This is a genomic window from Streptomyces sp. NPDC002926 (assembly GCF_053591755.1).
The window spans coordinates 1-20546 of the sequence record NZ_JBSFUK010000001.1; the positions used below are offsets into that span (position 1 = coordinate 1).

Here is a 20546-nt window from a genome sequence, read left to right on the forward strand (position 1 = left end):
CCTCCCCCACCCCCCGCTTCTCCTTTTCTACGCCCCCCCCCCCCGCCCCGCGCCCGGGCCCTGCGGCCCCGTGGTCCCGCCCCCCACCGCCGGATCGTGCGCCGGATCGTCCTCCGGGGCTCCGGCGGCGGTCTCGCCGGAAGGCACGGCGGCGGCCGAGCCCCGTGCCGCCGCCAGCACTTCGCCGATCGTCGTCAGTCCGCCCAGCTCGCCGCGCACCCCGCGCCCCAGCGCCTCCACGGCTCCGGCTTCGCGGGCCCGGTCGCGGCAGTGGAAGGCCAGCTCGCAGGCGGCCAGGCACTCGGGCGCATACGCCGCGGACACCGACTCGACCGCCGCCGTCAGCTCATCGGCCGGGCGCTCCAGGTCGAAGGTGGTGCCCTCGGGCAGCGCGGCGGCGATGTCCTCGATCCGCGTCAGCCGGGCCAGCTGGCGGCGGGTCACCGAGAGCTGCTTGCGCACGTCGACGACGGACGCCGTCGGCAGGTTCGAGAAGTCCTTCGGGCAGACCAGCAGAATGCTGTGCGCGACCCGCGCGCCGTCCGTCAGCGCGGCGACCCGCTCCAGCGCCAGTACGTACACCGCGGCCTGTCGCGCCGCCGCGCCCACCTTCGCCGCGTCCGCCGAGCCGTCGATCATGGGGAAGGACTTGATCTCGACGACCGTCCACCGTCCGTCGGGGTGCACGACCACCGCGTCAGGCTCCAGATAGGCGGGGGAGCCCGCGACCTGCAACGCCAGCATCGGGTGGTCGAGCAGCGTCCACTCACCGGCCGCGGTGGCCTCGCGCAGCGCCAGTGCCGTACGTGCCGCGCGGCCCTCGGGACCGGCCGCCGACAGATCGGGCACCCGGATCTCCGCCGCGGTTTCCACGCCGAGGAGTCGCGTCAGTTCCTTGCCGCCGTCGGCCTTGACCTTCGCCTCGAAGGCGTTGCCGCGCATGAAAGCGAACTGCGACTGCCCGAACGCGGCAGGAGACCCCAGCGCGGAGGCGAGCGCCGCCTTGTCCACCCCGGCGCCGTCCAGCAGCGCGCGGCGCTTGCAGCCGGGGTTGGCGGCGAGGGCGGCCAGCGCCCGGGCGTCGAGCGGATGGGGCTGGGCGGCGGGGCCGCGCAGCTCAGCGAGCCGCTGCCGGAGTGCTGTCGTCGGCGCCTGCGGGGGAGGTCCGCTGCCCAGGGATTCGCTCACCCGCGGAAGTCTCGCATCCGGCACTGACAATCGGGGACTTCGAGCCGGAAGCGGCGGCGGTGAAGCGCGTACGCATCCGGTCGGCGAGGCGCAGCGCGGGGCGGGTCAGCAGCAGGCCGATGCCCATCACGGCGCAGCCGGCGACCGCGTCCAGGAAGTAGTGGTTCGCCGTTCCCATCACCACGAACGTGGTGAGCAGCGGGTAGGCGACGCCGAGGAACCTCATCAGCGGCGTACGGCCGTGCCGCCACAGCATCACCCCGCACCACAGGGCCCAGCCGACGTGCAGACTCGGCATCGCCGCGTACTGGTTGGTCATTGAGCCCATACCGCGCGGCGCACTCGCCTCGCCACCCCACCAGCCGTACGAGCTGTACTGGGCCATCGTGTCGACGAAGCCCTGGCCGGCGTCGAGCAGCCGCGGCGGGCAGGTCGGCAGCAGCGTGAAGCCGACGAGCCCGAGGAGCGTGGAGAGCATCAGCCATGTGCGGGCGGCCCGGTAGCGGGCGGGGCGGCGCCGGAAGAGCCAGACCAGGATGGCCGGAGTGACCAGATAGTGCAGGGAGGCGTAGGCGAAATCGGCGGGAACGCCGAGGGCCGGGGTGTTGCTGAAGAGGCGGTTGAGCGGGTGTTCGGCGTTGAGCAGGAGTGCCTTCTCGGCCCGGAGTATCGCCAGACCGTGCTCGACCGCGGCTGCCTCGTTGCCGCGTGCGAGCAGCCGGCCGGCCGAGTAGGCGGCGTAGACCACGACGATGAGCATCAGTTCGGTCCACCAGCGGGGCCGATGACGAGGCGCGGTGTGCGGCATCCGAACCGATCTCCATTGTGTGTTCAGGCGGCGGTCGGCCGCCGCTCAACCGTACGGTGTACAAGAAGGCGCGCGTTCATCGGGTACCCGACCTCTACGAGGACGTCGAGATCGCTCGGGAGGTTGCCCTGCGTTCAGGTGCGCGATGATGGAACGCCACCGAATGTGAACCTCAGGGAGAGCCCTTCATGGCACCGCGCATCCTGCTGGCCAGGCACGGCCAGACCGAATGGTCCCTGCTGGGCAAGCACACCGGCAGGACGGACATCCCTCTCATCGACGAGGGCCGGCGCGGTGCGAAGCTGCTGGGCGAACGGCTGCACCGGGCGCCGTGGTCGGGCATGGAGGGTGTCGAGGTCCGCACCAGTCCACTCGTACGGGCCAGGGAGACCTGCGCGCTCGCGGGCTTCGCGGACCGGGCCACCGACTGGGGGGCGCTCATGGAATGGAACTACGGGGCGTACGAGGGCCTGACGCAGGCGGAGATCCAGGCGGACCGGCCCGACTGGTTCATCTGGCGCGACGGGGTCCCGGACGGCGAGACACTGGCCGACCTCGGCGCCCGCGCGGACAAGGTCGTCGAATGGGCGCGCTCGGCCGACCGAGATGTGCTGGTCTTCGGGCACGGCCACATCCTGCGGGTCCTCGGCGCCCGCTGGCTGGGCCTGGACCCGTCCTTCGCGGCCCGTATCCGCCTGGACCCGACGAGCCTGTCGATCCTGGGCTGGGCCTACGGCTCCCCGGCGGTGGACCGCTGGAACGACACGAGCCACCTGGAGGTCTGAGCCGCGGGCGGGGCCCCTGCGCCACTCCTTGCGACGAGGCGCAGGGGCCCCGGCCCTGTGCCCCGCGACGAAGTCCCGGCGCCCCGCCCCACGACCGGGGCGCCTGCGCCCACGCCCCGCGACGAGGCCTCTGCGTCATGCCCTGCGGAGTGTCTCCGCATGCCGGTCCAGGAACGCCCCTACGCCTTCCGCACGCCGCTGCGGCAACAGCACCCTCGCCGTGTCCGACAGCATCGACTGGATGCGCGAGGACTGCACCCCGTCCAGCAGGTCCAGCACCTGGTGGCCCGCCTCCGCCGCCTCGTCCGGTGCGCCCGCCCGCGCCAGGTCCGCCGCCAGTTCCGCCCGGTACAGCGCCAGGTTGCGCGTGAAGCGGCGGTCCTGGAGCGCCGCCGCCCGGCGTGCGTGGCGGGCCGCCCGGGACCATGCGCCGAGCGCTGCCCAGCACTGTGCCTGGAGCGCCTCCAGCTCCGGCTCCCCGAAGAACGACATCCACTCCGGGTCCGCGTCCGAAGCACCCCGGTCGAAGTACGAGTGCGCCCGGGACAGCGACTGCTCGCAGCCCGCGCGCTCGCCGAGCCCCGCCCAGCCGCCCGCCTGGCGAAGCGAGAGCAGCGAGAGCAGTCGTGGCGAGGCCAGCTGCCGCGCGGCGCGCTCGCCCGCCTGCGCCGAGCGCACCGCCTCCCGGTACCGCCCCGCGTCCCGCGCCAGGAACGACGTATTGCAGAACGCGTGTGCCTCCAGCGCCGGGTCGCCCGCCACCCGCGCCGTCGCCAGCGCCTCCGCGTAGTGCGAGCGGGCATCGTCGAAGCGGCCCGAGTCATGGGCCAACCAGCCCACCGAGATGGCGAGTTCACCCGCTCCGGCGTGCAGTCGGCCGGCGGTCGAGGCGCGGGCCGTCGTCCCCGCGTCGAGCAGCGCGTACGCGGCCCGCAGCGGCTGCGCGGCCCGCCGGTAGAGACCGTCCGCGCCGTGCCGGTCGTCGAGCAGCCTGATCCGCCGTACCGCCTCTTCGACGGCGCTCACCTCCGCCTCGCCGACTCGCCGCTGATCGGGCACGGAACCGGAGATGCCGGGGCCGGGCCTGCCGGGTGCGGACCCGAGTCCGAACCCGAGGGACGCGGCCGCCACCGTGGCGGAGCCGCTCGTCATGAATGCGCGACGCAGCACGTCGCTCTCCTCGTCGATGTCGCTGTCACTGTTGCCGTCGAAGGGACAGAAGGGTTGATCCGGCGCATGCGGCCGGCGCCGGCCGCCCCGCACCTGTTCCCGCGCAGTGAAGCCGAGATCCGACAGCGTCAGACCGGGGAACATGTGCAGGAACACCCGCTCGTACGCGTAGTTCGGACAGCGGATCTCGCCGGCCTCGACGCGCCCGATGTAGCGGGCGTCGCACGAGACCTGCTCGCCGATCTCCCGAGCGGCCTTGCGTACCGCCGCCGCGAACTCGCCGGGTGAGCGTTGCCCGCGCAGCCCGCGGAAGGCGAGGTTGGGAACTGCCCGTGATGCCTGTGACGACGACGCCATGGCCGAGCCCTCTCTTGGTGCAGCCGTGTTCCGGCGGAGCAAGAACGTACCTGCTGTGACAGGCCGCGCACACAGAGTTTGGCTACAAAAGGGATATCTCCACCACGATCTGCCATGAACTGCCATCCTTTGCGGCGGCGTGCCGCCGTTGCCCTTGACGCGTACGGGCGTTGAACCATTCGGAGGCCCGCTACGTGTCTCCACTCGAGCGAGGAGGGATCCCCTTGTTGGAGGTCGGCATGGAGACCAGCGTCAACGGCGCCCCAAGGACGACTGAGACGACGGCGACGACTGCTCAGCACAGGCCCACCCAGGACAGCAGCGCACCACCCGGGGACGGCGCCGTCGCCGGACCCTGTGATCTGGTGACCGTCCCCGCCCGGCAGGGCCTCGAGGCGGTGGACATCCTGCGCCGGGCAGACGCTCCGGCCGTCGGCCCGGTTCTTCATGACGGCGCCTGCGACACTCTCGGCTTCCTCGTGCCACCCGGCACCGCAGACGGCTGGGACATGCCGGGCAGCGCCTGTACGCAGACGTCGGGACGCGGTCTGCGGATCCCGGCCGAGCCACCGGTCACCGGCAGCGGCTGGCTGCTGCCGCCGGACGACGCCGATCCGGTCACCGACCCCGCGGTCCTTCGCGAGGCGCTCGGCGAGGCGGCCCGCCTCATCGAGGCCGCCGACAACTGCAGCTGAACCACGGCCACCGCCGAGGCGTCCTTCCCGCTGAGCCCTGCGCGGGCAGCCCACCCGGATCGGTGCCGATAATGGGCTGATGGCAAAGAGCAAGCGGCGCGGCCGTACGGGCGGGGGCGGCAGCCCCGAACCCGTCGTCGAGCAGGTGGACGGCGGGCTGGCCGAGCTGATACCCGACCGCGAGCGCCCCCGTGCCTGGACGCTGGTCCTCGGTGGCGCGCCGCAGTCCCATGTCGACCTCGACGACCCCACGTATCTCTCCTTCGAGTACCAGCGCCGCCTCGGCCACATCGCCGATCTCGTCGCCCCGCCCGGCCGCCCTCTCCAGGTCGTCCATCTCGGCGGCGGAGCCTTCACGCTCGCCCGCTACATAGCCGCCACCCGCCCCCGATCCACCCAGCAGATCGTCGAGTTGGACGCGGCGCTGGTCCAACTGGTCCGCAGACAGCTGCCGCTGGATCCCGGTGCGCGCATACGGGTCCGGTCCTGCGACGCCCGCGTCGGCCTCGGGAAGATCCCCGACGGCTGGGCGGACCTGGTCATCGCCGATGTCTTCAGCGGCGCGCGCACGCCCGCCCATCTGACCAGTACGGAGTTCCTCGCCGAGGTGCGAAGGGCCCTGAAGCCGGGCGGGCACTACACGGCGAACCTCGCCGACGGTCCGCCGCTCGCCCATATCCGCGCCCAGGTCGCCACCGCCGCCACCGTCTTCCCCGAACTCGCACTCGCCGCGGACCCGACCGTGCTGCGCGCCCGCCGCTTCGGCAACGCCGTGCTGCTCGCCTCGGACGTACCGCTGCCCGTCGCCGAACTGACCCGCCGCGTCGCGAGCGATCCGCACCCCGGCCGGGTCGAGCACGGAAGGGCACTCGCCGACTTCACGGGCGGCGCGGCCGCCGTCACCGACGCGAGCGCCAAGCCCTCACCCGTACCGCCACCGGCCGTGTTCCGCTAGCGCTCGTCGAACTCGACCATCGGCGGATGGCCGTTCCAGGTGCAGAACACCGACGCCTCGCGGCCGTTCTGAGTGAAGGTCACCCGGATCCACTCCGGCTGCTTCCACACCTGCATCTGCCAGGCCGCGTCCGGGGTCGCCGAAACCAGCTCCGCCGAGACCTCGCCGATGTCGAAGACGACCCGGCCGCCGTCGACTGTGTAACTCTTCACATTCCCGGATGCCGGCGTCGAAGAGGGCGACGACGACGGCGGCTTCGCCCTGCTCGGCTTCGGGGCGGGAGACGTGGCGGACGGCTTACGGCTCTTCTCCGGCGCGGACGGGTTGGACGCCGAGGGAGTCGGCGGCCGTTGCGTGGAGGAGGACTGCGGCCTCGCTCCCTGCTGGGTGGCGCTGTCCGCGCTGATCGGCAGCGCGCGAGGCCGGTCGTACGCCGTCCCGGACATGACGGTATGAACGCCCCACCACGACAGCGTCACCGCCGCGCCGGTGGACAGCGACCACGCCATGGCATGTACGAGTCCTCGGTGCATCCCGGCCATACTGCACCACGCGCCCCACGTCTGTCCTTAGGGGGACCCTGGTCCTCCGAATGGCGTACGGTGCCGCCCATGGCAAGTGTGCTCGTGGTCGAGGACGACCAGTTCGTGCGCTCCGCCCTCATCCGGCACTTGACCGAGGCCTCCCACACGGTACGGAGCGTCGGCACGGCCCTCGAGGCGCTGCGCGAGGTGGCCCATCTCCGCTTCGACGTGGTCATTCTCGACCTCGGACTGCCCGATCTGGACGGGGCCGAGGCGCTGAAGATGCTGCGCGGTATCACCGACGTGCCGGTCATCATCGCCACCGCGCGCGACGACGAGGCGGAGATCGTCCGGCTGCTCAACGACGGCGCCGACGACTACCTCATCAAACCCTTCTCGGTGGAGCATCTTTCGGCGCGCATGTCCGCCGTACTGCGCCGTTCGCGCGCCGCCGCCGGAGAGGCCCCGCCCTCGCGCGTCATCCAGGTCGGCGGGCTCTCCATCGATCCGCTGCGCCGTCAGGCCGAGCTGGACGGTGCCGCCCTCGACCTGACCCGCCGCGAGTTCGACCTGCTGGCCTTCCTGGCCGGGCGGCCCGGTGTGGTCGTACCGCGCAAGGAACTCCTCGCCGAGGTCTGGCAGCAGAGTTACGGCGACGACCAGACCATCGACGTACATCTGTCGTGGCTGCGGCGGAAACTGGGCGAAACGGCGGCCAGGCCCCGCTACCTTCACACCCTGCGCGGAGTCGGCGTCAAGCTGGAGCCGCCGATCGGACCACAGCCGGGCGGTCAGCAGCCGGGCGGAGCACAGCCGAACGGACACCGGCCATGAGATGGGCGCTCGTCAAGGTCTCCCTGGCCGTCACGGCAATGGTCGTGGTGGCCTTCGCCGTGCCGCTGGGGCTCGTTGTCCAGGAGATGGCCAGGGACAGGGCCTTCTCCAACGCCGAGCGGCAGGCCGCCGCCATCGGCCCCACCCTCTCCATCACCGCCGACCGCGATCCCCTGGAACGGGCAGTCATGTCCACCCAGGCCGGTGCGGCCGGGCGGATGGCCGTGCACATCCCGGCCGCCCCCGATGCGGGCAGCCCGCCGGTCAACATCGGCACCCGCCGGGCCGCACAGGACGACCTGGAGACCACGCAGCGGCTCGGCCGGGCCTCCATCACCGAGGTCACCGGCGGCTCCGCGCTGCTCCAGCCGACCGCCATCAGCACCGGCCAGATCGCCGTCGTCGAGGTCTTCGTGCCCGAGGGTGAGGTCTCCAACGGCGTCGACACCGCCTGGCTGGTGCTCGCCGGCGTCGGCATCGCGCTGATAGTCGGCTCGGTCGCCGTCGCCGACCGGCTCGGCGTCCGGATGGTGCAGCCCGCCCAGCGGCTCGCGGGCGCCGCGCACGATCTGGGCGAGGGAAAGCTCGGCGCGCGCGTCCCGGAGGAGGGGCCGACCGAGCTGCGCTCCGCCGCCATAGCCTTCAACTCCATGGCCGATCAGGTGGTCCAGCTCCTCGCCAACGAGCGTGAGCTGGCGGCCGATCTGTCGCATCGGCTGCGTACGCCGCTCACCGTGCTGCGCCTCAACGCGGCCTCACTCGGCGAAGGCCCGGCCGCCGACCAGACCCGGGCCGCTGTTGCCCAGCTCGAGCGCGAGGTCGACACGATCATCCGTACGGCGCGGGATGCCAAACCACAGACCGCGGCAATCGGTCCCGGTGCCGGCTGTGACGCGTCGGAGGTCGTCCGGGAGCGGATGGACTTCTGGTCGGCGCTCGCGGAGGACGAGGGCCGCAAGGTGCGGGTCGCGGGTGTCGACCGTCCCGTACGCATCCCCGTCGCGCGTCCCGAACTGGCCGCCGCGCTCGACGCTCTGCTCGGCAATGTCTTCCGGCACACGGCCGAGGGCACGGCGTTCTCGGTCGACGTACACAACGGCGAGGACGCGGTGATCGTCCTGGTCTCGGACGCGGGTCCCGGCATCGCCGACCCGGAGGCGGCGATGGCCCGCGGCAACAGCGGCGGCAGGGACGGCTCGACGGGCCTCGGTCTGGACATCGTGCGCAGGGTCGCGGAATCGACGGGCGGGGACGTACGGATCGGCAGCTCGGTGCTCGGTGGCACGGAGATACGGATCTGGATCGGGCTCGACGGCCGGGAGGGCGCGAGCGGTGAGCGCAGGCGCGGCCACCGCGGGACGGTCAGGCGCCGCAAGCGCGTGGGCCTGGCGCGGTGACCGGGATGCGTGACCGGGATGCGTGACCGCGAGGCGTGACCTCGATGCGCGACCGGGCCCGTCCGGGCAGCCGGTTCCGCCCCTGACGACCAGCCGAGTGGTCTCGACCATTAATCCGTTCCGATGCCTCCCTTAAGGGCGTCCTAAATAGCTCAACCTCCGCCCCGAACCAGTCATTTGTCCGTTTCCGGGTCGCTAGCGTGCTGCCACACCCCCCACTCCCGTAACGCAGAGGCAGGCAGCAATGGGCAGCACCACGCACCGGCGCAGGGCGAGCGGCAGGACCAAGGCGGTCGGCGCGATCGTCGCGGCCGCGGTGATCGGTGGCGCGGCGTTCGCGCTCACCGGCACGGCCCAGGCCGCCGCGGTAGGCGCCGCGTACACCAAGACCAGCTCCTGGAACGGTGGATACACCGGCCAGTACGTCATCACCAATGACACCGGCAAGGCACAGTCGGGGTGGACGCTCGAATTCGATCTGCCCACGGGGACCACGATCGGTTCGCTCTGGAACGGTGAGCACACCGTCAAGGGACAGCACGTCACCGTGACGCCCGCGAGCTGGAACAAGGAGCTCGCGCCCGGCAAGTCGGTCACCGTCGGCTTCGTGACCTCCGCGAGCGGTACGGCGACGGCCGGCGACCCGACCTCCTGCACGATCGACAAGGTCAAGTGTTCGGTCGACGACGGCGCGACGCCGCAGCCGAGCGGCAGGCCCACCGAGAACCCCACGCCCACCCCGACGGCGACCGCCACACCCACGCAGAAGCCCACCCCCACAGCCACGCCCACCAACCCCACCCCGACGCCGACCGCGACTCCCGGAGGCGGCACCGCGTCGGGCGCCGGCTTCGCGCCGTACGTCGACACCTCGCTCTACCCGGCGTACGACCTGGTGGACACCGCGACCAAGGCCGGGATCAAGGAGTTCAACCTCGCCTTCATCACCTCCGGCGGCAGCTGCGCCCCGCTCTGGGGCGGAGTCACCGACCTCGCCAGTGACAAGGTGGCCTCCCAGATAGGCGCGCTGCGCGCCAAGGGCGGCGACGTCCGGGTCTCCTTCGGCGGCGCGGCGGGCTCCGAGCTCGGGCTCAAGTGCACCTCCGCCGACGAGCTCGCCAAGGCGTACGGCAAGGTCATCGACGAGTACAAGCTCACCAAGGTCGACTTCGACATCGAGGGCGCGGCCCTGCCGGACACCGCCGCCAACACCCGCCGCTCGCAGGCGATCGCGCAGCTGCAGAAGTCCCACCCGGGGCTCGATGTCTCCTTCACGCTTCCGGTCATGCCCGAGGGTCTGACCCAGCCCGGCGTGGATCTGATCGCCGACGCCAAGAAGAACGGCGTGAAGGTCGACGCGGTCAACATCATGGCGATGGACTACGGACCGGCGTACAGCGGTGACATGGGCGACTACGCGATCCAGGCCGCGACCGCGACCCAGGCGCAGATCAAGGGCGTGCTCGGTCTCTCCGAAGCCGCCGCGTGGAAGACCGTCGCCGTCACGCCGATGATCGGCGTCAACGACGTCGCGACCGAGATCTTCAAGGTCGACGACGCCACTCAGCTGGTCGACTTCGCGAAGTCGAAGGGCCTCGGCTGGCTGGCGATGTGGTCTGCGGCCCGCGACAAGGCGTGCCCGGGCGGCGCGAAGAACACCGCGGACGCGACATGCAGCTCGATCGTCCAGGAGCCGCTGGCCTTCACGAAGGCGTTCGCCGCCTTCAAGTAGGCACCACGGATCCACCCGCCCCCCACCCGCGCGTCCCGGCCGGCCTTCCCCCACCCCGGCCGGGACGCGTGCCCTTGCGGTGTCAGTCAGCGGCCGAGTACGGCGACGGCCCGGTCGAAGGCCGAGTCGCGGCCCTTGGCGAACTCCTCCTCGGTGAAGACCGGTTCGGGCAGCTGCGGCGGGATTCCGGGGCCGTCGAACGTGCCGCCCGAGCGGGTCAGGAACTCCTCGTTCGGCAGCCGGATCTGCCAGCCTCCGGGCAGCTCGCGCTCCATCGCGTCGGAGAACACGCCCTGCGTGTTCTCGCCGATCCGTACGGTCCGGCCGGGCCGCTCCATCAGCGCCTGGACGAAGGTCTCTCCGGCACTGATGGTCGAGCCTCCGGTCAGCACCGCGACCGGGCCGGTGTACCGGGGTGCGGCCGCGGGCCGTACGTACTGCGGCTGCGGGCGGGTGAACCGGCTCGCGTCGGAGGGGTCGTTACGGGCCCGCTTGGCGTAGGCGAAGTACGGGCGGCCGGTGAGGCGCCCGGCGAGCTGGAGCCCGAGTGAGTCGGAGCCGCCGCCGTTGATCCGCAGATCGATGATCAGGCCGCGCAGCCGGGCGGTGCTCGCGCGGGTGAAGACCGTGTCCAGGGTCTCGTCCAGCACGGCGCTGTTGGCGGCGAAGTCGTTCGCCTCGGCGTAGCCGCCGAAGCCGGATATACGCAGGTATCCCTGGCCGCCGGGCAGTTCGGCGTATCCGATCCGGCCGCCCGCGAACTTCCTGAGCTCGGCGCCCAACAGATCGCGCTTCTCGATGTACGAGGTGACCTTGGTGTCCAGCTTCTCGCCGGGCATCTCGGTGCCGGGCCGGGTCGAGCCGAAGCGGCCGGTCTCGCCGGCGAGCACGGCGACATGCGCGTCATGCAGCGGCGAGACCATCTCCCGGAAGACCGCGAAGAGTTCGGCGTCGGTGGTGCGTGGGCCGATCTGGGGGCGGTAGCGGTCCCGGACCGCCTGCCAGTCGATGCCCTTGGCAGCGAAGAAGGGGTAGTTCTCCTCGAAGGTCTGCCAGAAGACGTCGAAGGCGGCCACCGGCCCGCCGGGCGTCTCCTTGAGGCAGTCGGCGGGCAGAGCGGCGATGCGCCGCAGACCGCGGTCGCCCGGTGAGCCGTCGATATGCATCGCGGCCCGGTCGGGACCGCCCGTGGACCGTACGGTGAAGACATCGCCGTGGGCGTTGGCGTACCGGGCGGTTCCCGCCTGCCCGCCCGCGCGCCCGGTCGCAACGCCCTTGATGCAGCTGACGCCGGTGACCTGGTACTCCTGCAGCCGGCTCCCGTCCAGCGAGAACACCTCGCCGTAGCCGTCGACCTGCCACACACCGACGGGCGGCTGCGGCGGTTGCGACGGCCGCGCGCCGGCGGGGGCGAGCGGCAGGGCCACGCTCGCGGTCACGGCCAGCAGCGCCGCCGCCGCGATCGTCCTGCAGATGGTGCCCGAACCACTCCTGAGCTGCATGATGGTGCCTTCCCCTTACGTCGTCCCACGTCGTCGATCACGTACCACCACGATCGACCGTCCGACCTGCCGGGGACATCCCGCTGTCCGGTCACTCCGGGGTGGGGAAAACCCCCACGACTTTTGAGTGATGCGGGGCGGCACTTCGTACTGATGGGCATGAGCGACACGGTTGCCCCGATCACTCCCATCACCGCAAAAACCCGCCAAGTCCCGCGCAGGGCCGCTTTCTTCGACGTGGGAGGCACGCTGGTGCGGCGGGCACTGTGGAACGAGCCCGGCCTCGCCGCGTATGTGCGGCACGCGGTGGCGGGCGATCTGATGGTGCTGGTCTCCAGCTCTCCGCTGCCCGTGGTGGCGCCACTGGCCGCGCGCCTGGGCGCGGACGAAATGCTGACGTGCATGCGGGGCCGGGGGAAGGGGTACGCCGCGCGCACGCTGATGCGGGAGTACGGCTTCGACCCGGCGGACTGCTCGGCGTACGCGGACGAGGCGGCCGACCTCGCCCTGCTGACCGAGGTCGGCAATCCGGTGGTCGTGGGCGACGATCCGGTGCTGCTGCGTCGCGCCCGACGGAGTACGTGGCCAGTGCTCGGCGACGACTGAGGTTGCCGGCGGTGCTCGGCGACGACTGAGGTCGCCGGCTCCGACGGGTCCTGGAATGTCTCCGGACCCCATGGGTACAAGTATCGCCTCGTCACGGCCGTTGCCCCTCCAGCAGAGAGACAGTGTGTTGCGCTCACGTTGGCTTCCTGTACTCGCTCTGATCGTCTTCGCGGGAGTACTCCGCCCCGGTCCCGCTTCGGCAGCGCCCCGCACCGAGGGCGAGAGGTTCTGGACGGCCGAGCGCATGGCGGACGCCGTACCTGTCGACTCGGACCGGTACGGGCCGAAGCGGGCGGAAGCGCCCGGCGGCACCAAGCAGGGGACGTACTTCGGCGGCCTGCCGATGGTGGGCACGTTCTTCTACGACGGCAAGCCGTTCGGCGGCAGGGAGACGTCCTGCACGGGCAGCGTCGTCCACAGCCGCGGCAAGGACCTGGTCCTCACCGCCGGTCATTGCGCCATCGGCCTCAGGAGCGCCACGCACCCCGTCTTCGTACCGCAGTACCGCCACGGATCCTCCGCGGCCAATCAGCCCAGCGGTGTCTTCGAGGTGAAGCGGATCTTCGTGGACCCGAGGTACCGGCAGAACACCAAGCAGCCCGTTTCCGACCTGGACTTCGCCTTCGCGCAGCTCGCGCCCAACGGCAGGGGCAAGGCCGAGAACGTCACCGGTGCACTCACCTTCACCCGGGCGTCCGGCTATCGCCACACCGCCACCGTGATCGGCTATCCCGGCGGCGAAGACGTCAACAAGCAGCACCAGGCGCTCCGTTGCGATGCCAACACCTCCCCTCTGCCTGGCCTCCGGCAGATGCGGATGGTCTGCGGCGGCTTCCACGGCGGGGTCTCCGGCGGCCCCTGGATCACCGACTACGACCCCCGGACCCGCACCGGCAAGGTCATCGGCAACACCGGCGGCTACAACGGCGGCGGCAACGACCAGAACGTCGACTGGATCACCTATTCACCGCTCTACGGCGCGGACGCGCAGGCCCTCTACAACGACGCCGTCGCGGGCACGAAGGACGCGGACATCAAGCGTCCGCCCTATGTGTCAGGCCTCGGGGAGCCCCGGTAGCCCCGGCAGCACTCCGGTCCGTGCCAGCGCTGCGTACCAGTGGGCGCTGGACTTGGGCGTACGGGTCTGCGTCCCGTAGTCGACATGGACCGCGCCGAAGCGTTTGCCGTAGCCGTAGGACCACTCGAAGTTGTCCATCAGGGACCAGAGGAAGTAGCCGCGTACGTCCGCGCCGTCGGCGATCGCCCGGTGGACCGCCGCGAGATGGCCGTGCAGATAGCGGATGCGGTCGGGGTCGTGGACCGTACCGTCGGCGGCCGGCTTGTCGTCGTACGCGGCGCCGTTCTCGGTGATCACCAGCGGCAGTCCCGGCGCCTCGCGGGTGTAGTGGAGCAGCACGTCGTAGAGCCCGGTCGGGTCGACCGACCAGCCCATCTCGGTGCGTTCGCCCGGCGGCCGGTGGAAGGCGACCGCGTCCGCGCCCGGCCACGGCGAGTGCTCGCTCGCGCCGTGGCCGTCGCTGCGCTCGCCGTGACTGTCAGTGGCGTCCGATACAACTGCAGGTGCGTAGTAGTTCAGTCCGAGCGAGTCCAGGGGGTGCTTGATGACGGCCAGGTCGTCGCCGTGGACGAAGGACCAGTCGGTCAGAGCCGCCGTGTCCGCGAACAGATCCTGTGGATACGCGCCCTTGAGCAGCGGGCCCGCGAAGATCCGGTTCGCGAGCGCGTCGATACGGCGCCGGGCGTCCAGGTCACCGGGGCTCTGGCTCCTCGCCCTGACGACGCTCGGGTTGAGGCTGATGGAGAGCTTCGCGTCGGCGGGGAGCACGGAGCGCAGTGCCTGGGCGGCCAGGCCGTGGCCCAGGTTGAGATGGTGGGCGGCACGCAGGGCGTCGACCGGATCGGTGCGGCCGGGTGCGTGGACCCCGGAGCCGTATCCGAGGAAGGCGCTGCACCAGGGCTCGTTGAGGGTGGTCCACATATCGACACGGTCGCCGAGCGCCTCCGCGACGATACGGGCGTAGTCGGCGAAGCGGTGCGCGGTGTCCCGCTCCGGCCAGCCGCCCGCCGTCTCCAGCTCCTGCGGCAGATCCCAGTGGTAGAGGGTGAGCACGGGACGGATGCCGTGGTCGAGCAGATCGTCGACGAGGCCGCGGTAGAAGTCGAGGCCGCGCTGGACGCCGGGGCCGCGGCCGGTGGGCTGCACGCGCGGCCACGAGACCGAGAAGCGGTACGCGTTGACACCGAGGCCGGCCATCAGCTCGACGTCCTCGGCCCGGCGGTGGAAGTGGTCGACGGCCGTGTCCCCGGTGTCACCGCCCTCCACCTTGCCCGGCGTATGGCTGAAGGTGTCCCAGATCGACGGGGTGCGGCCGCCTTCGCTCACCGCGCCCTCGATCTGGTACGCGGCGGTGGCGGTGCCCCACAGGAAGGCGGGAGGAAAGGTCACAGGCCTGACGGACATGGGTGTGCTCCCAGCATGTGTGTGGATACGGGACTGTGAGGAGACGTCAGCCCTTGACCGCGCCCTGCATGATGCCGCCGACGATGTGCCTGCCGAAGACGACGAACGCGATCAGCAGCGGCAGCGTGCCCAGCAGCGCGCCGGCCATGATCACCGACTGGTCGGGTATATAGCCGCGGCCGAGTCCGGTCAGCGCCACCTGCACCGTGGGGTTGCCGTTCTGGGTCAGCGCGATGATCGGCCAGAAGAAGTCGTTCCACGCCATCACGAACGTCAGCATGCCCAGCACCGCCATCGCGGGGCGGGCCGCCGGGAAGACGACATGCCACACCACGCGCCAGCTGTTCGCGCCGTCCACCCGGGCCGCCTCGATCAGCTCGGTGGGCAGCGCCTCGATCAGGTACTGCCGCATGAAGAACACCCCGAAGGCGCTGGCCAGGGTGGGCAGGACGACGGACTGCAGCTGATCCGTCCAGGACAGCTCGGCGATCAGCATGTACAGCGGTACGACGCTGAGCTGAGGCGGCACCATCATCGTGCCGATCACCAGCAGCAGCAGGAGGTTCTTGAAGCGGAAGCGGAGTTTGGCGAAGGCGAAGCCGGCGAGCGTGGAGAAGACCACGGTCCCGGTCGCGACCGACCCGGCGACGATCGTCGTATTGAGCAGGGCGGTGCCCATATTGGCGTCGGTCCAGGCGATCTCGAGATTCCCCAGGAGATTGCCGCCGAACCAGAACGGCGGGGGAGTCTGCGCGAGCCGGGAGTTGTTGCGGGAAGCCGCGATCGCGGTCCACACCAGCGGAAAGAGCGAGCCGGCAGTGAACACGATCAGTACGGCATGGGTGATCCGGCCACCGTGGAGCCGGCGTCCGGCACGTTCGGCGCTGAACATCTCGTCCCCCTACGCGCTCTTGCTCAGACGGCGGGCGAGCAGCCAGTTCACCGCGCCGATCACCAGCAGGATCAGGAACATCGCCCAGGCGATCGCCGAGGCCCGGCCCAGGTGGAGATTGACCCAGCCCTGCTCGTACAGATAGAGCCCGAGCGTCTGGAACTGGTGGTCGGCTCCACCGGTCGCGCCCGCGCTGCCGTTGAACAGCAGTGGCTCTCCGAACAGTTGGGTCGCGCCGATCGTCGAGACCACACAGGTGAACAGGATGGTCGGCCGCAGCGAAGGGACCGTGACATGGATGAACTGCTGCCGGCGCGAGGCACCGTCCAGCGCGGCCGATTCGTACAGGTCATGCGGGATGGCCTGCATGGCGGCGAGGTAGATCAGCGCGTTGTATCCCGTCCACCGCCAGATCACGATGGTGGAGACGGCCAGCTGGGAGGTCCATTCGCCGTTCTGCCAGTCGACGTTGTCGAAACCGGCCAGCCCCAGCGTCCAGTTGATCATCCCGTAGTCGCGTCCGAAGAGGAGCACGAAGACGAGCGTCGCCGCGGCCACCGACGTGGCGTAGGGAGTCAGCGCGGCGACGCGGAAGAACATCGAGCCGCGCAGCCGGTAGTTGAGCAGATGCGCGATGCCCAGCGCCATCAGCAGTTGCGGCACCGTGGAGATCAGCCCGATGGTGACGGTGTTCCGCAGCGCGTTCCAGAAGAACTCGTCCTCGAGCAGCCGCGAGAAGTTCCGCAGCCCCACCCACTCCATGTCGGTGGGCGCCGTCAGCTCCACCCGGTGCAGCGAGGCCCAGCCGGTGTAGAGCAGCGGGAAGAGCCCGAAAGCCAGGAAGAAGACGAAGAACGGCATGACAAAGGCGTACGGGCTCCACTTCACATCCAGCCGGTATCGGCGGCTGCGCCGGGCGCGGCGCCGCTCCTCGGCCGTGGACGGCGCCGGGGCGAGCGGCGGGGCCGCGCCCTCCTCCCCCGGGAAGGGCGCGGCGGCTTCCGCCGTGGTGCTGTGTCCTGCCGGGGGACGCCCCCCGGGCCCCAGCATGCTCATGCTCACTGGTCCAGAGCGTTGTCGATCGCCTTCACGGCCGCGTTCCAGCCCTCCTTGGAGGAACGGCCCTTCTGGTCAACCTGAAGCATGCCGATGTCCGCGAGGTTCTGCGCGATGATCAGATCCTTCGGCCCGATGATCTGGACCGGCACACCCTCGGCGGCCTTGGAGAAGATCTGCCCGATGGGCGCGCCCCCGAAGTAGGCGTGCTTGGCGCCGGAGACGGCAGGCAGGGAGTACGCGGCCTTGGCGCTCGGGAAGCTGCCGCGCTCGGCGAAGAGCTTCGCCTGCTGCTCGGGCGCGGTCAGCCAGGCCGCGAGCTTCGCCGCCTCGGCCTTGTTCTTGCCGGCTTCGGGGACGGTCAGGAACGAGCCGCCCCAGTTGCTGGGCTTCGGCGCCGCGGCCACGTCCCACTTGTCCTTGCCCGGCGCCCCGGCCTTGTCCTGGATATAACCGAGCATCCAGGCCGGGCAGGAGACGGTCGCGAAGGTGCCGTTCGAGTAGCCCTGGTCCCAGGCGGGCGTGAACTGCTGGAGCCTGCCGGTGAGGCCTTCCGTCGCGAACGCCGCGGCGATGTCCCAGGCCTCCTTCACGGACGGGTTGGTCTTGTAGACGACCTTGCCGTCCTTGTCGTAGAAGCGGTTCTCGTTGCTGCCGGTTATCGCCGCCATCACGCCGGACGCGGAGTCCACGAACGCCGTTCCCTTCGGCGCCTTGGCCTTGAACTGCTTGCCCGCGTCCAGGTACTTGTTCCAGTCGCCGGCCCACAGCCTGCCGACCGCCTCACGGTCGGTGGGCAGTCCGGCCTTGGCGAAGAGGTCCTTGCGGTAGCAGATGCCCTGCGGTCCGATATCGGTGCCCAGCGCGATCGTCCTGCCGTCCTTGGTGGTGGCCTGCGCCAGCTTCCACGGCAGGAACGCATCCTTCCGGACCCCGTCGGTCCTGCCCAGATCGACGAGCTTGCCGGCCTGAGTGGCGGTTATCTCGGCGATGTTGTTGACCTCGACGGCCTGGATGTCGGCGAGTCCGCTGCCGCTGCCCAGATGCGTCAGCAGCTGCGGGTAGTAGTTCTCGTTCCGCTCGATCGAGGTCTGCTTGATCACGATGTTCTTGTTGAGCTTCATGTACTCGTCGTAGAGGCCGGCCTCCTTGAGGCCGAACGCGCCGAAGACCCCGACGGTGAGCGTCGTTGTCCCCTTGCCGCCACCGCCCCCGCCGGCCTTCGAGGAACTGCCGGCGGGTTCGTCGCTGTCCTTCGCACAGCCGGCCAGCAGACCGGCGCCGAGCGCGGTGACGACCGCGAGGATTACTGCCCTGCGCATTGCGTCCTCCTTGTGCCCTGACGTGCCGACCTCCCGGCCAACCGGCTTGCAGCGCCGTTGTGTTGACGTTCTGCGGCTCGGGCGGGGAACGTGCGGGTCGTGTATGAGTCAGGTACGGTGGGAGCGCTCCCATATGTGATGTGTTGAAGGGTCGCGGCTCCCTGAGGGGGTGTCAAGGCACCCGGCGCGTTATGTTCTCGGCCTGGGAAGCCTGGGGAGGTGGCATGGTGTCTCGGACAATCCGTACGCGCGGCGGCGGGCGTCGCACGGGCAGGCCGACCCTCGAAGAGGTGGCCGCACGCGCCGGAGTCGGCCGCGGCACGGTCTCGCGCGTGATCAACGGCTCGCCACGCGTCAGCGACCGCACCCGCGCCGCCGTCGAGGCGGCTGTTGCCGAACTCGGTTACGTACCCAATCGCGCGGCCCGCGCGCTCGCCGCCAACCGCACCGACGCCATCGCGCTCGTCGTCCCGGAGCCGGAGGACCGGTTCTTCGCGGAGCCGTACTTCTCCGAAATGGTCCGCGGCGTGGGCGCGGCCCTTGCCGACACGGAGGTGCAGCTGCTGCTCACGCTGGCCGGCAGCGACCGCGAGCGCCGCCGGCTGGCCACGTATCTGGCCGCCCACCGCGTGGACGGCGTCCTGCTGGTCTCGGTGCACGCCGACGATCCGATCCCCGACATGCTGGAGCAGCTCTCCATCCCGGCCGTCATCAGTGGCCGCAGGTCCGGGCGCGAGACGCTCGCCGCGGTCGACTCCGACAACTTCGAGGGCGCGCGCAGTGCGGTCGCCCACCTGGTGGCGCGCGGTCGCCGCACCATCGGGACGATCACCGGACGCCTCGACGTGTACGGCGCCCAGTGCCGACTCGCCGGCTACCGTGCCGCCCTGGAGGCGGCGGGGCAGGCCCGCGAGGCCCGGCTGACGGCCCCCGCCGACTTCACCGAGGAGGGTGGCCGCCGCGCGATGCGGGAGCTCCTGGAGCGCTGCCCGGACCTGGACGCGGTCTTCGCGGCCTCGGACGTGATGGCGGCAGGCGCGCGCCATGTACTGCGGGAGGCGGGCCGCCGGATACCGGACGATGTGGCGCTCGTCGGCTTCGACGACTCGGCGGTGGCGCGCCATATGGATCCGGCGCTCACCAGCGTCCGTCAGCCGATGGAGGAGATGGGCCGCACGATGGCCCGGGTGCTGCTCCAGGAGATCGAGAGCGGCTCGGCGGAGCGGCCGCAGATCGTGCTCCCGACGGAGTTGGTCGTACGCGAGTCGTCGTAGGCCAGGCGGACAGAGGTCACGCGGGGGACAGGGATCACGCGGGGAGAGACCACCCGGGGGACAGGGATCGCCCGCGAACGAAGATCACCCAGGGCGAGGATCACGCGGAGATGAAGATCACGCGCGCAGAAATAATCAAGGGCCCCGGTCCGAAGACCGGGGCCCTTGATCGTTCAGGGTGAGTAACGGGACTCGAACCCGCGACATCCTGGACCACAACCAGGTGCTCTACCAGCTGAGCTATACCCACCACGACCGGTCTTTCTCCCGACCGGCCGAGAAAAAGTGTACAGGGTCGGAGAGGGTGCTCGCGCCGGGGTTATTGCGGCCCTGGCGCGGGACTCACCGCCGCGTCCTTCCCGCTTTGCTCCGCGGGCAGGACGTGCTTGGCCGCGATCGCCTTCGCGGTGTCCGAGTCGGGTCCGGGCTGCGGTACGAAGACCGCCTCGCGGTAGTAGCGCAGCTCCGCGATGGATTCGCGGATGTCCGCCAGCGCCCGGTGGTTGCCGTTCTTCTCCGGACTGTTGAAGTACGCCCTCGGGTACCAGCGGCGAGCCAGTTCCTTGATCGAGGAGACATCGACGATCCGGTAGTGGAGGTAGTCCTCCAGTGTCGGCATGTCCCGCAGCAGGAAGCCGCGGTCGGTGCCGACCGAGTTTCCGCACAGCGGGGCCTTGCCGGGGTCTTTGACGTGCTCGCGTACGTACGCCAGGACCTGCGCCTCGGCGGCCGCGAGCGTGGTGCCGCCCGCGAGCTCGTCGAGGAGGCCCGAGGCGGTGTGCATCTGCCGCACCACCTCGGGCATCGTCTCCAGCGCAGCGTCCGGCGGGCGGATCACGATGTCCACCCCTTCACCGAGCACGTTCAGTTCCGAGTCGGTGACCAGTGCGGCCACCTCGATGAGTGCGTCTTCCGTCAACGAGAGCCCGGTCATCTCGCAGTCGATCCACACCATGCGATCGTTCAT

Annotated in this window: 19 protein-coding genes and 1 tRNA gene; 9 read left to right on the forward strand and 11 right to left on the reverse strand. The window is 70.7% G+C overall.

All coding sequences use genetic code 11. The annotated features are described in order from the left end of the window. Window positions 1-27: 27 nt before the first annotated feature. Window positions 28-1188 (reverse strand): hypothetical protein, encoded by a 1161-nt coding sequence (locus ACWDZ6_RS00005; RefSeq protein ID WP_451501016.1) that lies wholly within the window; start codon window positions 1186-1188, stop codon window positions 28-30. Further along, a complete protein-coding gene (locus tag ACWDZ6_RS00010) occupies window positions 1118-1996 on the reverse strand; it encodes a phosphatase PAP2 family protein (RefSeq protein WP_451501017.1) in 879 nt (292 codons plus the stop codon). Before ACWDZ6_RS00010 ends, ACWDZ6_RS00005 begins: the two co-directional genes overlap by 71 nt. Before the next feature lie 188 nt (window positions 1997-2184). On the opposite strand from ACWDZ6_RS00010, the gene ACWDZ6_RS00015 reads away from it, so the two are divergent. Continuing rightward, window positions 2185-2781 (forward strand): histidine phosphatase family protein, encoded by a 597-nt coding sequence (locus ACWDZ6_RS00015; protein WP_451501018.1) that lies wholly within the window; start codon window positions 2185-2187, stop codon window positions 2779-2781. Between the two features lie 135 nt (window positions 2782-2916). Here ACWDZ6_RS00015 and ACWDZ6_RS00020 read toward each other — a convergent pair whose 3' ends face one another. Then, complete coding sequence (locus ACWDZ6_RS00020; RefSeq protein ID WP_451501019.1) at window positions 2917-4308, reverse strand: tetratricopeptide repeat protein; 1392 nt, start codon at window positions 4306-4308, stop codon at window positions 2917-2919. 239 nt (window positions 4309-4547) lie between these two features. On the opposite strand from ACWDZ6_RS00020, the gene ACWDZ6_RS00025 reads away from it, so the two are divergent. Both ACWDZ6_RS00025 and ACWDZ6_RS00030 read left to right on the forward strand, forming a co-directional pair. Continuing rightward, window positions 4548-5003, forward strand: a complete 456-nt coding sequence (locus ACWDZ6_RS00025) for a hypothetical protein (protein ID WP_451501020.1) — start codon at window positions 4548-4550, stop codon at window positions 5001-5003. A gap of 79 nt (window positions 5004-5082) precedes the next feature. Then, complete coding sequence (locus tag ACWDZ6_RS00030) at window positions 5083-5958, forward strand: spermidine synthase (RefSeq protein WP_451501021.1); 876 nt, start codon at window positions 5083-5085, stop codon at window positions 5956-5958. Here ACWDZ6_RS00030 and ACWDZ6_RS00035 read toward each other — a convergent pair. Further along, window positions 5955-6491 (reverse strand): hypothetical protein, encoded by a 537-nt coding sequence (locus tag ACWDZ6_RS00035; RefSeq protein ID WP_366730759.1) that lies wholly within the window; start codon window positions 6489-6491, stop codon window positions 5955-5957. The two genes, ACWDZ6_RS00030 and ACWDZ6_RS00035, sit on opposite strands and share 4 nt — an antisense overlap. A gap of 78 nt (window positions 6492-6569) precedes the next feature. Here ACWDZ6_RS00035 and ACWDZ6_RS00040 point away from each other — a divergent pair, with 78 nt between their 5' ends. The 3 genes from ACWDZ6_RS00040 (at window position 6570) to ACWDZ6_RS00050 (ending at window position 10445) form a co-directional block, all read left to right on the forward strand. After that, window positions 6570-7316 carry a response regulator transcription factor gene (locus ACWDZ6_RS00040; protein ID WP_451501022.1) on the forward strand — a complete coding sequence of 249 codons (747 nt, stop codon included), beginning with the start codon at window positions 6570-6572 and terminating at the stop codon, window positions 7314-7316. Continuing rightward, complete coding sequence (locus tag ACWDZ6_RS00045; RefSeq protein WP_451501023.1) at window positions 7313-8713, forward strand: sensor histidine kinase; 1401 nt, start codon at window positions 7313-7315, stop codon at window positions 8711-8713. Before ACWDZ6_RS00040 ends, ACWDZ6_RS00045 begins: the two co-directional genes overlap by 4 nt. Window positions 8714-8957: 244 nt before the next feature. Then, window positions 8958-10445: a glycoside hydrolase family 18 protein gene (locus tag ACWDZ6_RS00050; RefSeq protein ID WP_451501024.1), complete on the forward strand. Its 1488-nt coding sequence runs from the start codon at window positions 8958-8960 to the stop codon at window positions 10443-10445. 86 nt (window positions 10446-10531) lie between these two features. On the opposite strand, the gene ACWDZ6_RS00055 is transcribed toward ACWDZ6_RS00050, so the two are convergent. Next, entirely contained in the window at window positions 10532-11947 is a 1416-nt protein-coding gene (locus tag ACWDZ6_RS00055) for a S41 family peptidase (protein ID WP_451501025.1), read from the reverse strand. 159 nt (window positions 11948-12106) lie between these two features. Here ACWDZ6_RS00055 and ACWDZ6_RS00060 point away from each other — a divergent pair, with 159 nt between their 5' ends. Both ACWDZ6_RS00060 and ACWDZ6_RS00065 read left to right on the forward strand, forming a co-directional pair. Continuing rightward, window positions 12107-12553 (forward strand): HAD family hydrolase, encoded by a 447-nt coding sequence (locus tag ACWDZ6_RS00060; RefSeq protein WP_366730755.1) that lies wholly within the window; start codon window positions 12107-12109, stop codon window positions 12551-12553. 124 nt (window positions 12554-12677) lie between these two features. Further along, window positions 12678-13631 carry a trypsin-like serine peptidase gene (locus tag ACWDZ6_RS00065; protein WP_451501026.1) on the forward strand — a complete coding sequence of 318 codons (954 nt, stop codon included), beginning with the start codon at window positions 12678-12680 and terminating at the stop codon, window positions 13629-13631. Here ACWDZ6_RS00065 and ACWDZ6_RS00070 read toward each other — a convergent pair. From ACWDZ6_RS00070 to ACWDZ6_RS00085, 4 genes are read right to left on the reverse strand one after another with little or no spacing between them, the layout of a single operon-like run. Further along, window positions 13608-15035 carry a GH1 family beta-glucosidase gene (locus ACWDZ6_RS00070; RefSeq protein ID WP_451501027.1) on the reverse strand — a complete coding sequence of 476 codons (1428 nt, stop codon included), beginning with the start codon at window positions 15033-15035 and terminating at the stop codon, window positions 13608-13610. The genes ACWDZ6_RS00065 and ACWDZ6_RS00070 overlap by 24 nt on opposite strands. A gap of 46 nt (window positions 15036-15081) precedes the next feature. Continuing rightward, window positions 15082-15927 (reverse strand): carbohydrate ABC transporter permease, encoded by an 846-nt coding sequence (locus tag ACWDZ6_RS00075; protein ID WP_451501028.1) that lies wholly within the window; start codon window positions 15925-15927, stop codon window positions 15082-15084. Between the two features lie 9 nt (window positions 15928-15936). After that, on the reverse strand, window positions 15937-16977 hold the full coding sequence (locus ACWDZ6_RS00080) for a carbohydrate ABC transporter permease (protein WP_451501446.1): 1041 nt from the start codon (window positions 16975-16977) through the stop codon (window positions 15937-15939). Between the two features lie 8 nt (window positions 16978-16985). Continuing rightward, window positions 16986-18305, reverse strand: coding sequence for an ABC transporter substrate-binding protein (locus tag ACWDZ6_RS00085; protein ID WP_451501029.1), 1320 nt, complete (start codon window positions 18303-18305; stop codon window positions 16986-16988). Between the two features lie 224 nt (window positions 18306-18529). Between ACWDZ6_RS00085 and ACWDZ6_RS00090 the strand changes: the two genes are divergently transcribed. Then, complete coding sequence (locus tag ACWDZ6_RS00090) at window positions 18530-19579, forward strand: LacI family DNA-binding transcriptional regulator (protein ID WP_451501030.1); 1050 nt, start codon at window positions 18530-18532, stop codon at window positions 19577-19579. A gap of 177 nt (window positions 19580-19756) precedes the next feature. On the opposite strand, the gene ACWDZ6_RS00095 is transcribed toward ACWDZ6_RS00090, so the two are convergent. Together ACWDZ6_RS00095 and orn are read right to left on the reverse strand one after the other, a co-directional pair. Continuing rightward, window positions 19757-19829 (reverse strand) — tRNA-His (locus ACWDZ6_RS00095). Window positions 19830-19898: 69 nt separating this feature from the next. Beyond that, complete coding sequence (gene orn / locus ACWDZ6_RS00100; protein WP_366730748.1) at window positions 19899-20546, reverse strand: oligoribonuclease; 648 nt, start codon at window positions 20544-20546, stop codon at window positions 19899-19901.

Excerpts from the sequence above, each read along its gene's own strand:
- ACWDZ6_RS00010 (WP_451501017.1), bottom strand. The coding sequence starts at position 1,996 with ATGCCGCACACCGCGCCTCGTCATCGGCCCCGCTGGTGGACCGAACTG.
- ACWDZ6_RS00015 (WP_451501018.1), top strand. The coding sequence starts at position 2,185 with ATGGCACCGCGCATCCTGCTGGCCAGGCACGGCCAGACCGAATGGTCC.
- ACWDZ6_RS00020 (WP_451501019.1), bottom strand. The coding sequence starts at position 4,308 with ATGGCGTCGTCGTCACAGGCATCACGGGCAGTTCCCAACCTCGCCTTC.
- ACWDZ6_RS00025 (WP_451501020.1), top strand. The coding sequence starts at position 4,548 with ATGGAGACCAGCGTCAACGGCGCCCCAAGGACGACTGAGACGACGGCG.
- ACWDZ6_RS00030 (WP_451501021.1), top strand. The coding sequence starts at position 5,083 with ATGGCAAAGAGCAAGCGGCGCGGCCGTACGGGCGGGGGCGGCAGCCCC.
- ACWDZ6_RS00035 (WP_366730759.1), bottom strand. The coding sequence starts at position 6,491 with ATGCACCGAGGACTCGTACATGCCATGGCGTGGTCGCTGTCCACCGGC.
- ACWDZ6_RS00040 (WP_451501022.1), top strand. The coding sequence starts at position 6,570 with ATGGCAAGTGTGCTCGTGGTCGAGGACGACCAGTTCGTGCGCTCCGCC.
- ACWDZ6_RS00045 (WP_451501023.1), top strand. The coding sequence starts at position 7,313 with ATGAGATGGGCGCTCGTCAAGGTCTCCCTGGCCGTCACGGCAATGGTC.
- ACWDZ6_RS00050 (WP_451501024.1), top strand. The coding sequence starts at position 8,958 with ATGGGCAGCACCACGCACCGGCGCAGGGCGAGCGGCAGGACCAAGGCG.
- ACWDZ6_RS00055 (WP_451501025.1), bottom strand. The coding sequence starts at position 11,947 with ATGCAGCTCAGGAGTGGTTCGGGCACCATCTGCAGGACGATCGCGGCG.
- ACWDZ6_RS00060 (WP_366730755.1), top strand. The coding sequence starts at position 12,107 with ATGAGCGACACGGTTGCCCCGATCACTCCCATCACCGCAAAAACCCGC.
- ACWDZ6_RS00070 (WP_451501027.1), bottom strand. The coding sequence starts at position 15,035 with ATGTCCGTCAGGCCTGTGACCTTTCCTCCCGCCTTCCTGTGGGGCACC.
- ACWDZ6_RS00075 (WP_451501028.1), bottom strand. The coding sequence starts at position 15,927 with ATGTTCAGCGCCGAACGTGCCGGACGCCGGCTCCACGGTGGCCGGATC.
- ACWDZ6_RS00080 (WP_451501446.1), bottom strand. The coding sequence starts at position 16,977 with ATGCTGGGGCCCGGGGGGCGTCCCCCGGCAGGACACAGCACCACGGCG.
- ACWDZ6_RS00085 (WP_451501029.1), bottom strand. The coding sequence starts at position 18,305 with ATGCGCAGGGCAGTAATCCTCGCGGTCGTCACCGCGCTCGGCGCCGGT.
- ACWDZ6_RS00090 (WP_451501030.1), top strand. The coding sequence starts at position 18,530 with ATGGTGTCTCGGACAATCCGTACGCGCGGCGGCGGGCGTCGCACGGGC.
- orn (WP_366730748.1), bottom strand. The coding sequence starts at position 20,546 with ATGAACGATCGCATGGTGTGGATCGACTGCGAGATGACCGGGCTCTCG.